Source organism: Poseidonocella sedimentorum, assembly GCF_900116005.1.
GTDB lineage: Bacteria > Pseudomonadota > Alphaproteobacteria > Rhodobacterales > Rhodobacteraceae > Poseidonocella > Poseidonocella sedimentorum.
The window spans coordinates 378,189-392,423 of sequence record NZ_FOYI01000002.1; the positions used below are offsets into that span (position 1 = coordinate 378,189).

General features: G+C 64.6%; 13 protein-coding genes and 1 tRNA gene. 7 read left to right on the forward strand and 7 right to left on the reverse strand.

Features of this window, described 5'->3' with window-relative positions; genetic code table 11:
• The first annotated feature begins 25 nt into the window (after positions 1-25).
• The 7 genes from BM353_RS04800 to BM353_RS04830 all read left to right on the forward strand — a co-directional run bounded on the left by BM353_RS04800 (position 26) and on the right by BM353_RS04830 (position 7,448).
• Entirely contained in the window at positions 26-700 is a 675-nt protein-coding gene (locus BM353_RS04800) for a TetR/AcrR family transcriptional regulator (RefSeq protein ID WP_092077169.1), read from the forward strand.
• A gap of 223 nt (positions 701-923) precedes the next feature.
• Positions 924-2,075, forward strand: coding sequence for a Gfo/Idh/MocA family protein (locus tag BM353_RS04805; RefSeq protein WP_092077171.1), 1,152 nt, complete (start codon positions 924-926; stop codon positions 2,073-2,075).
• A gap of 10 nt (positions 2,076-2,085) precedes the next feature.
• Complete coding sequence (locus BM353_RS04810; RefSeq protein WP_092077173.1) at positions 2,086-3,240, forward strand: dihydrodipicolinate synthase family protein; 1,155 nt, start codon at positions 2,086-2,088, stop codon at positions 3,238-3,240.
• On the forward strand, positions 3,237-4,061 hold the full coding sequence (locus BM353_RS04815) for a sugar phosphate isomerase/epimerase family protein (protein WP_092077175.1): 825 nt from the start codon (positions 3,237-3,239) through the stop codon (positions 4,059-4,061). Before BM353_RS04810 ends, BM353_RS04815 begins: the two co-directional genes overlap by 4 nt.
• A 299-nt stretch (positions 4,062-4,360) precedes the next feature.
• Entirely contained in the window at positions 4,361-5,581 is a 1,221-nt protein-coding gene (locus tag BM353_RS04820) for an HlyD family efflux transporter periplasmic adaptor subunit (RefSeq protein WP_092077177.1), read from the forward strand.
• Positions 5,578-6,753 (forward strand): ABC transporter permease DevC, encoded by a 1,176-nt coding sequence (gene devC, locus BM353_RS04825; RefSeq protein WP_092077179.1) that lies wholly within the window; start codon positions 5,578-5,580, stop codon positions 6,751-6,753. The genes BM353_RS04820 and devC overlap by 4 nt, the downstream gene beginning before the upstream one ends.
• Positions 6,753-7,448 carry an ATP-binding cassette domain-containing protein gene (locus tag BM353_RS04830; RefSeq protein WP_092077181.1) on the forward strand — a complete coding sequence of 232 codons (696 nt, stop codon included), beginning with the start codon at positions 6,753-6,755 and terminating at the stop codon, positions 7,446-7,448. Before devC ends, BM353_RS04830 begins: the two co-directional genes overlap by 1 nt.
• 42 nt (positions 7,449-7,490) lie before the next feature.
• Here BM353_RS04830 and BM353_RS04835 read toward each other — a convergent pair whose 3' ends face one another.
• The 7 genes from BM353_RS04835 to leuC form a co-directional block, all read right to left on the reverse strand.
• Positions 7,491-8,270, reverse strand: coding sequence for a transglutaminase-like domain-containing protein (locus BM353_RS04835; RefSeq protein ID WP_092077183.1), 780 nt, complete (start codon positions 8,268-8,270; stop codon positions 7,491-7,493).
• A 257-nt stretch (positions 8,271-8,527) separates the two neighbouring features.
• Positions 8,528-8,604 (reverse strand) — tRNA-Pro (locus BM353_RS04840).
• Positions 8,605-8,672: 68 nt separating this feature from the next.
• Complete coding sequence (locus BM353_RS04845; RefSeq protein WP_092077185.1) at positions 8,673-9,626, reverse strand: DMT family transporter; 954 nt, start codon at positions 9,624-9,626, stop codon at positions 8,673-8,675.
• A gap of 70 nt (positions 9,627-9,696) precedes the next feature.
• Positions 9,697-10,803 carry a 3-isopropylmalate dehydrogenase gene (gene leuB, locus BM353_RS04850; protein ID WP_092077187.1) on the reverse strand — a complete coding sequence of 369 codons (1,107 nt, stop codon included), beginning with the start codon at positions 10,801-10,803 and terminating at the stop codon, positions 9,697-9,699.
• Positions 10,804-10,871: 68 nt separating this feature from the next.
• Complete coding sequence (locus tag BM353_RS04855) at positions 10,872-11,990, reverse strand: endonuclease/exonuclease/phosphatase family protein (RefSeq protein ID WP_342742207.1); 1,119 nt, start codon at positions 11,988-11,990, stop codon at positions 10,872-10,874.
• Complete coding sequence (gene leuD / locus BM353_RS04860; RefSeq protein ID WP_092077189.1) at positions 11,957-12,562, reverse strand: 3-isopropylmalate dehydratase small subunit; 606 nt, start codon at positions 12,560-12,562, stop codon at positions 11,957-11,959. The genes BM353_RS04855 and leuD overlap by 34 nt, the downstream gene beginning before the upstream one ends.
• Entirely contained in the window at positions 12,562-13,965 is a 1,404-nt protein-coding gene (gene leuC, locus BM353_RS04865; protein ID WP_092077191.1) for a 3-isopropylmalate dehydratase large subunit, read from the reverse strand. The genes leuD and leuC overlap by 1 nt, the downstream gene beginning before the upstream one ends.
• Positions 13,966-14,235 lie beyond the last annotated feature (270 nt).

Genomic DNA, 14,235 nt, shown 5'->3' on the forward strand with positions numbered 1-14,235 from the left:
GACCGCACGACCAGCAAGAGGGCGCATGGCCAAGCAAGTTACCCCGATCCGCAAGGACCGAAAGCGCAACCCGGAAGTGACCCGGGCCGCCATCCTGAACGCCGCGCTGGAGGAGTTCAGCGAGGTTGGCCATTCCGGCGCGCGCGTGGACCGGATCGCCGCGCGGGCGGGGGTCAGCAAGCCGATGATCTATGACTATTTCGGCGACAAGGACGCAGTTTATTCCGCGGCGCTCCGCGAAGCCTATGTGCAGATCCGCCAGGGTGAGATGACGCTCGAACTCGATACGCTGGAGCCGGAAGAGGCAGTGCGCGCGCTGGTGCATTTCACCATGAACCACTTCTGGAACAATCCGTGGTTCATCCGGATGCTGAACACCGAGAATCTGATGGGCGGCGAAACCGTTCGGACGCTCGACGATGCCACCGAAATCCAGTCGGTCCTGCTGCGCCGCGTCGAGGAAATCCTACGGCGCGGCAACAGCTCGGGCCAGTTCCGATCCTCCATTGATCCGGTGGAGCTTTATATCTTCATCGCCTCGGTCTGCTGGTTTCCGATCTCCAACATGCACACGCTCAAAGTGGTGTTTCACGCCCCGATCTCGGAAGGCTGGGTGAAGGACCATGCCGACAAGGCAGCCGACATGATCATTGCCTATTTGCGGCCGTCCGAGACGGACGCTGATCAACCCCACGCCTGACCCTCCACAGTTCATTTCGGCAGACCGAAAATCGCGGCGTCGCACGCATCGATCCTTGACTCGATTCCGTTAACCTACTAGTTGGTAACTTATAGATTACCAGACGGTAGCTTGCGGGAGGGTACATGAACGGCATCGCGGTTTCCTGTTTTCGCCCGTGCAGATCAACGGCACCCAAGCGCCGCGCGCGCCCGAATGACGCCAAGAAAAAGGAAGCAAGCAAATGACCACACAACGCATCGGCATCATCATGCACGGCGTCACCGGGCGCATGGGGATGAACCAGCACCTGATCCGCTCGGTTCTGGCGATCCGCAACGAGGGCGGGATGCTGCTGAAGAATGGCGATCGGCTTGTTCCGGATGTGATCATCGTCGGGCGCAACGAGAAGAAGATCGCCGCATTGGCCGCGCAGCACGGCGTCGAGCGGTACACGACCGATCTCGATGCAGCGCTGGCCAACCCCGACGACACCATCTTCTTTGACGCCGCCAGCACCCAGATGCGCCCCGGTTTGCTGCGCAAGGCGATCGACGCCGGTAAGCACGTGTATTCGGAAAAGCCGGTCTCCGAAGGGCTCGATGAGGCGGTCGCGATTGCGAAGCACGCCAAGGAGAAGGGCGTTAAGAACGGCATCGTGCACGACAAGCTGGACCTGCCCGGCCTGCTGAAACTCAAGCGGCTGCGCGACAGCGGGTTTTTCGGCAAGATCCTCAGCGTGCGCGGCGAATTCGGCTACTGGGTCTTCGAAGGCGATTGGATGCAGGCGCAGCGCCCCTCCTGGAACTACCGCAAGCAGGATGGCGGCGGCATGGTGTCTGACATGCTCTGCCACTGGCGGTATGTGCTGGATAACGTGGTTGCGCCGGTCAAGGCGGTGAACTGCACAGCCGTGACCCATATCCCCGAGCGTTGGGACGAGAATGGCGAGCGTTACGAGGCCACCGCCGACGATGCGGCCTATGCCACCTTCGAGCTCGAAGGCGACATCATCGCCCATATCAACAGCTCCTGGTGCACCCGGGTGCGCCGCGATGACCTCGTGACCTTCCACATCGACGGCACCCATGGCAGTGCCGTCGCCGGGCTGCACACCTGCTACAGCCAGGCGCGGGTCAACACGCCCAAGCCGGTCTGGAATCCGGACCAGAAGCAAACGATGAACTTCTTCGACGACTGGGTCGAAGTGCCGGACAACACGGTTTTCGACAACGGCTTCAAGGTGCAATGGGAGCAATTCCTGCGCCACGTGGTCGAGGACGCGCCGTGGTCCTACACCCTCGAAGAGGGCGCCAAGGGCGTGCAGCTCGCGGAACTGGGCTATGAAAGCTCCGAAAAGCGCTGCTGGCTCGACGTGCCGGCGCTGGACATCTGAGGGGGCGGACATGGCACAACTCATCCTTCCCACAGCAGGCGGCAGCACCGCCCGGTTCGAGATCTCCGCCGGACCGGTCCCCGCCCCGGGCGGCGGGTGGACCCGTACGGCCTATGCCGCCGCGCATGTGGTCTCTGATCCTTTGGCCGAGGTCGATCCCGGGGACGGCGTCGCCGTCGACTGGGACCGCACGCTGGCCTTCCGCCAGCACCTCTGGTCGCTGGGTCTGGGGGTGGCCGAGGCGATGGACACCGCGCAGCGGGGCATGGGCCTCGACTGGCCAACGTCGTTGGAGCTGATCCAACGCAGCATGGACGCCGCCCCCGCCGGCGCGCTGATTGCCAGCGGAGCAGGGACCGACCACCTCGTCCCCGGCCCGGATGTCACCCTCGACGACGTGATCGCCGCCTACGAGATGCAATGCGAGGCGGTCGAGGCCACCGGCAGCCGCGTGATCCTGATGGCCAGCCGTGCGCTTGTGCGGGCGGCGACGGGGCCGGAGGATTACGCCAAGGTCTATGGCCGGGTGTTGTCTGGCTTGCAGCAGCCAGCGATCCTGCATTGGCTGGGCGAGATGTTCGACCCGGCGCTGGCGGGCTACTGGGGCAATACCGATCACATGGCCGCGATGGAGACCTGCCTCAACGTGATCTCCGAGAACGCCGACAAGATCGACGGCATCAAGGTCTCGCTGTTGTCGGCGGAGAAAGAGATCGCCATGCGCCGCCGACTGCCCGACGGCGTGCTGATGTACACCGGCGACGACTTCAACTACCCCGAATTGATCAAGGGGGATGAGCAGGGCTATTCCCACGCGCTGCTCGGAATCTTCGATCCCATCGCCGGGGCCGCCTGCCGCGCGCTCAACGCGCTGGCCGAGGGCGATGACGCGCAATACCACGCGGTCTTCGATCCGACCGTGCCGCTGGGCCGCCACATCTTCAAGTCGCCGACGCGGTTCTACAAGACCGGGGTTGTGTTCCTGGCCTACCTCATGGGCCATCAGGATCACTTCACCATGATCGGCGGTCAGGAAAGTGCCCGTTCGACGCTGCATCTGGCCGAGGTTATCCGGCTGGCGAACGCGGCCCGGCTCTTCACCGATCCCGATGAGGTCCTGCGCCGCGCGACGCCGGTGTTTCAGGCGCGGGGGGTCTGGGCATGAGGACGCTGACAGCCGCCGACCTTTCGCTGAACACCGCCACGGTGTCGAAGCAATGGACGCTCGAAGAGTGCATCTATGGCTGCAGCCGCCACGGCATCGGCGGCATCTCCCCCTGGCGCGACAAGTTGCAGGACTGCGGCGTGGAGCGCGCGGCGAAACTGATCCGCGACGCGGGGCTCGGCGTGTCCGGCCTCTGCCGGGGCGGGTGGTACACCGCCGAGGCTGCGTTGACGCAACAGGTGATCGACGACAACAAACGCGCGGTCGACGAGGCCGCGGCCATCGGCGCGGAGACCCTTGTCATGGTGGTCGGCGGGTTGCCTGAGGGCTCCAAGGATATCGTCGCGGCGCGCGAGATCGTCACCGAGGGTTTGGGAAAAACGCTCGACTATGCCCGCACCGTCGGGGTGAAGGTTGGCATCGAACCGCTCCACCCGATGTACGCCGCCGACCGCGCTTGCGTGAATACCACGGGGCAGGCGCTGGATATCTGCGACACGCTCGGCGAGGGCATCGGCGTGGCGCTTGATGTCTATCACATCTGGTGGGATCCGGCGATCGCCGCTCAGATAAAGCGCGCCGGCAAGGAGCGCATCCACGCCTTTCATGTCTGCGACTGGATGAACCCGACGCAGAATATGCTGACCGACCGCGGCATGATGGGCGACGGGGTGATCGACATCCCGGCCTTCCGTCAGATGGTCGAGGCCGAAGGCTTCGACGGCTTGGTCGAGGTCGAGATATTCTCGGCCGAAAACTGGTGGACCAAACCGGCGGACGATGTGCTCGCCGCCATGGTGAAGGCGCTTCCGTCGATCTAGGTATGGCAACGGGTACAACCCAAATTACCGCGACAACCTGCACCGCCCTCCCGTTCTATCAAGAACAGGGAGGGTGTCCGAAGTCTCGTCCGGAGGAAACGCACGGGTGAGACGGGACGACCTGCCCATGTCAGAACGGGCCCGGTGCATGCCGGGCGCCGCTTTCGTCGTCTTGATCGACGCTTGATCCAGCGCAAGGTGCGCAGAGGCCCCGAAACGTATAGACTACCGGGATCGCCTGGCCCCTGTGTCCTTGCGGCGCCGAAGGCCCGGCACAAACCTCGATTGAACCGCGTACCATGCCCGATGAGCCGATCACCTCCGTTGATCTTCCGCTGGAGGACGCCGGTCTGACAAAGCCCGAACCGGCCCCCCCGCCAGAAGGCGATGGCTGGTCCCGACTGCTTTTGATTCCGCTGGTCATGATTTCCCTCTTCACCGGGGCCGTGATCGGCATGTATTTCCAACCGCCGGGGTTGCGGGCTTTTTTCAACACGACGGGATTGGAACCCGGGGCAGGTACGTCCACGCCGATCGCCGTGGCGATCAAGCAGGTGGAGGACCACGAACAGGTCGCGGTGATCAGCGAAGGCGATGTTGTCGCCCTTGGCCGGATCATCCCGCGCGGTGACGTCATCAGCGTTGCGACGCCGTCCGGCGCAGGCGACGCGCGGATCGCGCAATTGCGGGTCGCGGTGGGGGATGAGGTCGAAGCGGGCGACATCCTCGCTGTTCTCGATAACCTGCCCCAACTCGAAAGCGCCGTGAACGCGGCGCGGGCGGAGCTGCGCGTGCGCCAGGCCAGCCTTGACCGGACACGCGCCTCCAACACCGCCAGCCGCGCGGAGGCGCAGGCCTCGCTCGACCGGGCGCAGGCCGCCTCGGATGTGGCGCAATCGGAACTGGCGCGTGTCACCACCCTGTTCGAACGCGGTGTGACGACCCGCGCGGTCTTCGATCAAACCCTGGCCGCCGCCACGCAATCCATGCTTGATGTCGAACGCGCAAAGGCCACTCTGTCGCGCTACACCACGCAATCGGAGATCGTTCAGGCCGATATCGCCGTGGCCGAGGCCAATCTGGATGCCGCCCGCGCCGCACTCGCCAGCGCCGAGCAGAACCTCGACCGCGCCTATGTGCGCGCGCCGGACCGCGGCAAGGTTCTGGATATCAACGTCCGCGCAGGGGAACGCCCCGGCTCGGCAGGGATCATCCACCTTGGCGACACCTCGCAGATGACGGTCGAGGCCGAGGTCTATCAAACCATGATCGGGCGCGTCACGATCGGCGATCCCGTCATCGTCAGCGCCGATGCCCTGTCACAGGATCTGACCGGAACGGTCACCGCCATCGGGCTCGAGATCGGACGCCAATCCATCACCTCGAACGACCCGGCCGCCAACACGGATGCACGCGTCGTCGATGTTATCGTGACTCTTGATCCGGCCTCTTCGCCCATCGCGGCGCGATTCACCAATCTTGCGGCCGTTGTACGGATCGACGCCGGCCGCGCACCATGAGCCAACTTCTGACCCTGGTTTTCGGCCGCCTGCCCATCGGTTGGCTGCAACTGACCCACAATCGCGGCCGGTTCATCGCCGCCGTGGCGGGGGTGGCCTTTGCCAACCTGCTTGTCTTCATGCAGCTTGGTATCATGGGCGCGCTGAACTCTTCCACCGTGGCCCCCTATGCCATGCTCAACGCCGACATCATCCTGTCGTCCGAGGACGGCAACACCCTGACAGACGGCGGCCATATCCCGCGCGTGCGCATGTTTCAGGCCCTCGGGGTGGCCGGTGTGGCCGATGCCACCCCCCTCTATATCGGCAACCTGCCCTTCACGCTGGACGACGGGTCATCCGTGTCCCTGCTCAGCTTTGGCATGGACGTGGCCCAACCGTCCTTCGCCAGCCCCGGAATCGCGGCGTCCCTGAGCAGGCTGACCCTCGAAAACACCGCCCTATTGGACGAAGGCACGCGCGGTATGCCCGCCTCCGTCATCGCCAAACTCACGGATGGCGGGCGTTACAGCTTTGAGACCGGCGGCACTACCCTGACCGCGATCGGAACGATGGATGTTGGCGGCGGGTTTCTGGCCGACGGAATGGTGATCATGTCCGACCAGACCTTTCTGCGCCTGTTTCCCAACCGCACCAGCGGCGCGCCCAACCACATCCTGATCCGCACCGCCGACGGGGTATCACCGGACGCCGTGGTGGCCCGCCTGCAAGCGGCCTTGCCCAAAGGCAACATTCGCATCCAGACCATGGCGGGGTCAGCTGCCAACGACCTCGCCTACATGGCAACCGAACGCCCGACCGGGATCATCTTCGGCTTTGGCGTGTTCATGGGCATTCTCGTCGGATTGGTCATCGTCTATCAGGTCCTGTCCACGGACGTCGCTGACCACCTGCGTGAATACGCCACCTTCAAGGCCATGGGATATGGACAGCCGTTTTTCCTTGGGATCGTCTTTGAGGAGGCGATGGTCCTTGCCGTCTTCGGCTTCATTCCCGGCGTCTTTGTCTCGATGGTGCTCTATGCCGGGCTGGTGTCGGTCACCGGCTTGCCTGTCGTGATGGACGCAGGCCGCGCAATCCTCGTGTTCTTCGGCACACTGGCGGCCTGTAGCCTGTCCGGCGCCATTGCCACGCGCAGGCTGGCCAATGCCGATCCGGCGGACTTGTTCTGATGCGCGACGCCCCGATCATCACGCACGGGTTGAACCACTTTTTCGGGACCGGGGACACCCGCAAGCAGGCCCTCTTTGACATCGCGCTGGAGGTGGATCGGGGCAGCCTGACCGTCCTGATGGGGCCGTCCGGATCAGGCAAGACAACGCTCTTGACCCTGATCGGCGGTCTGCGCGCGGTGAAAGACGGGGACGTGCGCATCCTTGGCCAACAGTTGATGAGGGCGGATGAGGCGACGCTGGTTGCCCTGCGCCGCCGGCTGGGGTTCATCTTTCAGGCGCATAACCTGCACGAAAGCCTGACTGCGACGCAGAACGTGTTGATGGGGCTGCAGGTGCATGGCGCTGGTGACGCCAGAAAACAGCGCGCCGCGGCGCACCACCTTCTCGACCTGCTTGGCCTTGCGGATCGGTGCGACTACCTGCCCGGAAACCTGTCGGGCGGCCAAAAACAGCGCGTTGCCGTGGCGCGCGCATTGGTGTCGAACCCCGAAATCGTCCTGGCTGACGAACCGACCGCTGCTCTCGACAAGGCGTCCGGGCATAGGGTCGTCAAGATGCTGAAGGGTCTGGGCGACGCACGCGGCACGACAACCGTCATGGTCACTCATGACCCCCGCATCCTTGAAATGGCCGACCGCATCATCACGCTGGAGGACGGCCGCATCACCGCTGACAGGCGTCAAGTGTCCTGACGCAACGCCTCGAACTCCGGCAAGAGCCGTTCCAGCGCCATCCTATTCGGAGACAGTCACCTCTACCGTTTGGTTTTGCAGATAGACCTGACCGAAGCTGGACAAGAACGACACTTCCGCGGCGTCCGCGCCAACGCCGATCCGTGCGATCTGGTTGGCGGCAGCCATCCCCGTTGCATCGACGAGATGCCATGTGCCGTCGAGATAGACCTCGGCGACCGCGTGAAAATCCTGCGGCGTGACGTAGGGCGCGTAGGAGCTGGCAAATCGCGCTGGAATCGCCGAGGCGCGAGCCAGGGCAATCATGACATGGGCATAGTCACGGCACACGCCTTGGCGCTGGACGAAGGTATCCAGAGCGGTCGTCTGCGCGTTGCTCGACCCCGGAACATATTTGAACCCCTCAAAGATCCAGTCCCGGATCTGAGCGATCCGCGCGCCGCCGTTGAGTGATCCGAATTCCGCCGCGACAAAGTTCTGCAATTCATCGGACGGGCAATAGCGCGACGGCATCAGGTATCGGATCGCATCGCTCGGCAGCTGATGCGGCGGCACGGCCGGAAGTTGTGAGATATCCAGGGCGGGGCGATCGACCTCGACGTGCGTGACGTAGCTGCACTTGAAGTCCTTGTCGACCTGCAGCAGCCTGCGGTGCCCGAGGCCTTCCTCTGCCGACACTTGTGCCGAGTCCAGAGTTTCGCTCAACTCGATCTTCTCGTGGACGACCCGCTGATCGGCAAAGCTGGGAACCTCGATCTGCAAGATGATATCCGTGGCGGACTCGACTGCGTAATGCAGCTCAACGCCGATCTGGAGTTTCATTGATACTTTCCTTTGGAGAGGGCCGGACGTATCCGGGCCATTTGCATCGGCGATGACGGTCCAACTATCTTGCGAGCTCGCAAGTTCCCCGCAATGTTTTCACATTGGCGCGCGCCATTTCCAGCCAATGGCTGGAAACCCGGGTGGATCAGTCCAGACACGCGGCTGAAATCGACAGAGTTCGACTGTAGCGAAAAGAGTCAGGGGCAACGACCCTGAGCGATGATCCCCAGAAACCCATAGGCATCTGAAAATATTGGTCGGAGTGAGAGGATTCGAACCTCCGGCCCCTGCCTCCCGAAGACAGTGCTCTACCAGGCTGAGCTACACTCCGACCGTGCGGGCGCAGATACCCGAGCGGCTTGGGTTTGACAAGGGCAAACCGGCGGGCGCGGTGGGGGGTCAGTCGTTGGGTGTGCGCCGGTCGAAGATCGTGTTGAGGCGGGGGGTCGTCGTGACACCGAAGCGGGTGCGCGTGCGCAGGACCGGGGTGTTGGCCGATTGGCCGCTACGGCTCTCGCGCAGGACGATGTAGACACCGCTGGCGATGACGATGGCGGCGCCGAGGATGGTCGGACCGTCGGGGAACTCGTCGAAGAGGAGCGCGCCGAAGAGCGTTGCCCAGATGATCTGGGAATACTGCATCGGCGCCACGATGGCCGCCTCGCCGTTGCGATAGGCCGAGATCACGAAACTCGCCGCCAAAAGGCCCAGCAAAGCGATACCGGCGGCCCCGGCCATGTCCGTCAGCGGCATGGGTCGGTAGACGAAGGGCAGGGCGAAGGCCATCAGGATGCAGTTCGCCGCGAGCGGGTACAGGAGCAGCACGACGCTGCGCTCGTCGGATCCGATCTTGCGCACGATGATCGAGGCAAAGGCACTTCCGCAGGCGGCGGCGAGCGCCGCGAGGTGGCCCAGAGAGAGCTCGGCCGTGCCCGGCCGGAGGACGATCACCACCCCGGTGAGCCCCACCAGAACCGCGATCCAACGGCGCAGGCGCACCGTCTCGCCGAGGATCGGTATCGCGAGGACCGTGATCAGGAGGGGGGCGGCGAAGATGATCGCATAGACCTGCGTCAGGGGCAGGGTCGAGAAGGCGTAGAAGGCAGAGATGCCGGTCACCACGGTGGCGCAGGTGCGCGCCGCCGTCCACCACGGATGCACCGGAAGCAGGTTGCCCTTGGTCGTGCTGCCCATGAGCATCATCGTGATGATGGGGAAGCTGAAGAGCGCGGTGAAGAAGATGATCTGGAACGGCGAGTAGGTGCCGCCGAGAAACTTCACGACCGTGTCATGCGCCGAGAAGATCGCGAAGGCCGTCAGTGCGTGAAGCGCGCCTTTGGTGTTGCCGCCCATGGATGGGTACCGCCGTTTCGAAGCTGCCTGCGCACAGGGTTGCCCCAAACCGGCGGTACACTCAAGGGGATCAGAGGCTTGCGTCGAGCGCCGCGAGGATCCTGTCGCCCATTTCAGCGGTTGTCACCGGGGTGACGCCCTCTTCGCCGAGAAGATCGGCCGTCCGGGCGCCATCCGCGAGCACCGCTTCGACCGCGTTCTCCAGCCGCGAGGCCTCGTCGCCCTGGTCGAAGGAATAGCGCAGAGCCATGGCGAAGCTGAGGATACAGGCGATCGGATTGGCCTTGCCCTGACCCGCGATATCGGGGGCGGAGCCGTGGACCGGCTCGTAGAGCGCCTTGGGGCGGCCGTTGGCCATCGGCGCGCCGAGCGAGGCCGAGGGCAGCATCCCGAGCGAGCCGGTGAGCATCGCCGCCGCGTCGGAGAGCAGATCGCCGAAGAGGTTGTCGGTCACGATGACGTCGAACTGCTTGGGCCAGCGGCAAAGCTGCATCGCGCCGGCGTCCGCGTACATGTGCGAAAGCTCGACATCGGCGTAATCCTCGTCGTGCACCTTCTGGACAACCTCGCGCCAGAGGATGCCCGATTCCATGACGTTGGCCTTTTCCATCGAGCAGACCTTGTTGCCGCGCCGCCGCGCCAGCTCGAAGGCCGACCGGGCCACGCGTTCGATCTCGCTTTCGGTGTAGCGCTGCGTGTTGATCCCGACGCGCTCGTTGCCTTCCTGGATGATGCCGCGCGGCTCGCCGAAGTAGATGCCGGAGGTCAGCTCGCGGACGATGACGATATCGAGCCCGGCCACCACGTCGCGCTTGAGCGAGGAGAAATCGGCAAGCGCGTCAAAGCATTGCGCGGGGCGCAGGTTGGAGAAGAGGTCCATCTCCTTGCGCAGGCGCAACAGCCCGCGTTCGGGCTTCACCGAGAAATCCAGATCGTCATACTTCGGGCCGCCGACCGCGCCGAGCAGGACCGCATCCACCGATTGCGCCTTTTCCATGGTCTCGTCGGTCAGCGGGACGCCGTGCACGTCATAGGCCGCGCCGCCCACCAGATCCTCGCTCACGTCAAACGCGAGGCTGCGGTTCTCGCCGTACCAATCGATGATCCGGCGCACCTGCGACATGACTTCGGGGCCGATGCCGTCCCCGGCGAGGATGAGAAGCGAGGGGTTGCTCATGGTATTTGGTCCTGTCTGCGTTGGTCGGCCAACGGCCTATCGGCTGCGGCTTGGGGGGTCAAGAAAGCTCACGGGGTCTCGGGCACGACCAGATCGGCCCAGACGATGCGGTGCCGGCTGGCGGCGATGGCGTCAGCATTTGCGGGGGTTTCTGCGGCGGGCCAGTGAACGCCCGAGCGCGCAATGCGCCAGTGCTGCGAGGGCCAGACGTAATCGACCCGCATGAGGCCCACATCGATCGCGCGCCAGTCGGCGGTGGCCATCGGGCGGCCCGCGTCCGTGCCGCCGGGGCTCTCGGGGCGCGGGTCCTGAATGTCGGAGCGCGCGAGGAACTCCTGCATCACCGGGCGGCGGCCATCGCCGGCCGAGGCGTCGAGGTTGGCGTCACCGAGGATCACGAAGGGCCCCTCCGGGGGCGCCGCGCCGCCGGGCACATCCGCCAAGGCGCCGTCCAGCAGCGCGGACCAGAGGCGCAATTCGTCCGCGTTGCGCAGCCCGTTGCGATCTTCGGGCCCGTCGAAGACGGGGGGCGTGGCGTGGAAGGTCATGACATCGACGCGCCCGCCCTCCGGCAGCTCCACCGGGATGATCCAATGCGCGATCGTGGAGAGCCGCTGGATCGCGATGATCTCCGCGCTCAACTCGGGCATCTCCGCGCCCGGCAGGTCGCGCCAGAGGAGCGTGGAGAGATCGGAGACCTCAGCCTCGATGATGGGGAAGCGCGATAGCAGGGCCATGCCTTCGGAGCCGGAAAACTCGCCGTAGCCTTGCGCATCCCCGGGCCCGCCGAGCCGCCCGTCCCCATCGAGATCGAGCCCGGTGGTCCGCCCGCTGTTGGGGCGGCGGGCGAAACGGTGGGGGTAATCCGCGCCGGCCTCGGCGATGAGATCGGCCAGCGCGTTGAGCGCGTGGCTCTCGGCGTCGAAATCGATGCCCTGCAGCGCGATGATATCGGGGGAGACCTCCGCGATGACCCGCGCCACGGCGGCGGCCTGATCATCGCCCTTGAGGATATCGCGCAGGAGCAGGCCGGGGCCCTTGCGGCCAAGTTCGGCGTTGAAACTGGCAACGCGGATGGTCTCGGCCGCGCCGAGGGGCGCGACGGGAAGCAGCGACGCCAGAAGCGCCGCCGCGACGCAAAATGCCCGGATGCTCAGACCCAGGGGCGCTGCACCGACATGGAGGATTCGAACGTGTCGATGCTCGCCGCCTTCTCCATGGTGAGCGCGATATCGTCGAGCCCGTTCAGCAGGCAGTGCTTCTTGAACGGATCGACATCGAACGGGATCACATCGCCATCGGACGTGGTGATTTCCTGCGCTTCGAGATCGACCGTCATCCGCGCGTTCGCGCCCTTCTCGGCGTCCGCCATGAGGATGTCGACCTGCTCTTGCGGCAGGACGATGGGCAGGATGCCGTTCTTGAAGCTGTTGTTGAAGAAGATGTCGGCAAAGCTCGTCGAGACGACGCACTTGATCCCGAAATCCGCGATCGCCCAGGGCGCGTGTTCCCGCGAGGAGCCACAGCCGAAGTTGTCGCCCGCGATCAGGATCTCGGCATCGCGGTACTGCGGTTTGTTGAGGACGAAATCCGCCACCTCGGTGCCGTCGCGGTTGTAGCGCATTTCGTCGAAGAGGTGCTTGCCGAAGCCGGTCCGCTTGATCGACTTGAGGTGCACTTTGGGGATGATCATGTCCGTGTCGATATTGACGAGCGGCATGGGCGCGGCGATTCCGGTAATTTTCTCGAACTTGTCCATTACATCATCTCCCGCACATCGGTGAGGCGGCCGGTGATCGCCGCGGCGGCGGCCATGGGCGGCGAGACGAGGTGCGTCCGGCCCTTGTATCCCTGCCGGCCTTCGAAATTCCGGTTGGAGGTCGAGACGCAGCGCTCACCCTCGGAGAGCTGATCGGGGTTCATCGCAAGGCACATCGAGCAGCCCGCGAGGCGCCATTCGAAGCCCGCCTCCTGAAAGATTTCGGCAAGCCCTTCTTCCTCGGCCTGGGCCCGCACAAGGCCGGAGCCGGGCACGATCATGGCGCGCAGCCCCTCCTTGATCTTCTTGCCCTTGACCACATCCGCCACGGCGCGCAGATCCTCGATCCGCCCGTTGGTGCAGGAACCGATGAAGACCGTGTCGATCTCGATCTCGCTGAGCTTCTGGCCGGGCTTGAGCCCCATGTATTCCAGCGACCGGCGCGCTGCGTCGACCTTGCCGCCCTTGAACTGCGACGGATCGGGCACGACGCCGGTGATCGGCAGCACGTCCTCGGGGCTGGTGCCCCAGGTCACGACCGGCTCGATATCCTCGCCGCGCAGCGTCACGACCTTGTCGAACTGCGCGCCCTCGTCGGTGTAGAGCGTCTTCCACCATGTCAGCGCGGCTTCCCACTGGGCGCCCTTGGGCGCGTGGGTCCGGCCCTTGACATACTCGAACGTGGTCTCATCCGGTGCGACGAGCCCTGCGCGCGCGCCGCCCTCGATCGCCATGTTGCAAACCGTCATCCGGCCTTCCATCGACATGTCGCGGAACACCTCGCCACAATATTCGATGACATAGCCGGTGCCGCCGCCGGTGCCGGTGGCGCCGATGATCGCGAGCGTGACGTCCTTGGGTGTCACGCCGGGCTTGAGCTTGCCGGTCACTTCGACCTTCATGTTCTTGGATTTCTTCTGGATCAGCGTCTGGGTGGCGAGCACGTGCTCGACCTCGGAGGTGCCGATCCCGTGGGCCAGCGCGCCAAAGGCGCCGTGGGTCGCGGTGTGGCTGTCGCCGCAGACGACCGTCATGCCCGGCAACGTCCAGCCGTTTTCCGGGCCCACGATATGCACGATCCCCTGACGGATGTCCGAGACGGGATAGTAATGGACGCCGAATTCCTTGGCGTTGCGATCGAGCGCATCGACCTGAATCCGGCTCTGCTCGTTGTCGATGCCCTTGGTCCGGTCCAGCGTGGTCGGCACGTTGTGATCCGGCACGGCGATGGTCTTGTCCGGCGCGCGCACCTTGCGGCCAGTGAGCCGAAGCCCTTCGAAGGCCTGCGGCGACGTCACCTCATGCACGAGGTGGCGGTCGATATAGAGAAGGGTGGTGCCGTCTTCGGCTTCATGCGCGATATGCGCGTCCCAAATCTTGTCGTAGAGCGTCTTGGGGGACATGGGTCCTCTCCCTGGATGACATGTTTTGAAAATAGACGGAATGCGGGCGTCGCGGCCTTATAGCCGTGCGAGTACCGACCGCGAAGCGCCAAAGAAACGCCACGGGAGAAACGCTCGATCGTCCATGTCAAACATTCTCTTCATAGCGCGTCACATAACGGGTCTTGCCCGCCCCATCAAGTCTTCTGCCAAGCCTTCTGAAACGTCCACCCGCTCCGAGGGGGGCTTCGGCGCTGGCGGACGGGCTCGGGCCTGTGCTACCGGGGGCGC

Coding starts and splice junctions, on each gene's coding strand:
- BM353_RS04800 (WP_092077169.1), top strand. CDS start 26: ATGGCCAAGCAAGTTACCCCGATCCGCAAGGACCGAAAGCGCAACCCG.
- BM353_RS04805 (WP_092077171.1), top strand. CDS start 924: ATGACCACACAACGCATCGGCATCATCATGCACGGCGTCACCGGGCGC.
- BM353_RS04810 (WP_092077173.1), top strand. CDS start 2,086: ATGGCACAACTCATCCTTCCCACAGCAGGCGGCAGCACCGCCCGGTTC.
- BM353_RS04815 (WP_092077175.1), top strand. CDS start 3,237: ATGAGGACGCTGACAGCCGCCGACCTTTCGCTGAACACCGCCACGGTG.
- BM353_RS04820 (WP_092077177.1), top strand. CDS start 4,361: ATGCCCGATGAGCCGATCACCTCCGTTGATCTTCCGCTGGAGGACGCC.
- devC (WP_092077179.1), top strand. CDS start 5,578: ATGAGCCAACTTCTGACCCTGGTTTTCGGCCGCCTGCCCATCGGTTGG.
- BM353_RS04830 (WP_092077181.1), top strand. CDS start 6,753: ATGCGCGACGCCCCGATCATCACGCACGGGTTGAACCACTTTTTCGGG.
- BM353_RS04835 (WP_092077183.1), bottom strand. CDS start 8,270: ATGAAACTCCAGATCGGCGTTGAGCTGCATTACGCAGTCGAGTCCGCC.
- BM353_RS04845 (WP_092077185.1), bottom strand. CDS start 9,626: ATGGGCGGCAACACCAAAGGCGCGCTTCACGCACTGACGGCCTTCGCG.
- leuB (WP_092077187.1), bottom strand. CDS start 10,803: ATGAGCAACCCCTCGCTTCTCATCCTCGCCGGGGACGGCATCGGCCCC.
- leuD (WP_092077189.1), bottom strand. CDS start 12,562: ATGGACAAGTTCGAGAAAATTACCGGAATCGCCGCGCCCATGCCGCTC.
- leuC (WP_092077191.1), bottom strand. CDS start 13,965: ATGTCCCCCAAGACGCTCTACGACAAGATTTGGGACGCGCATATCGCG.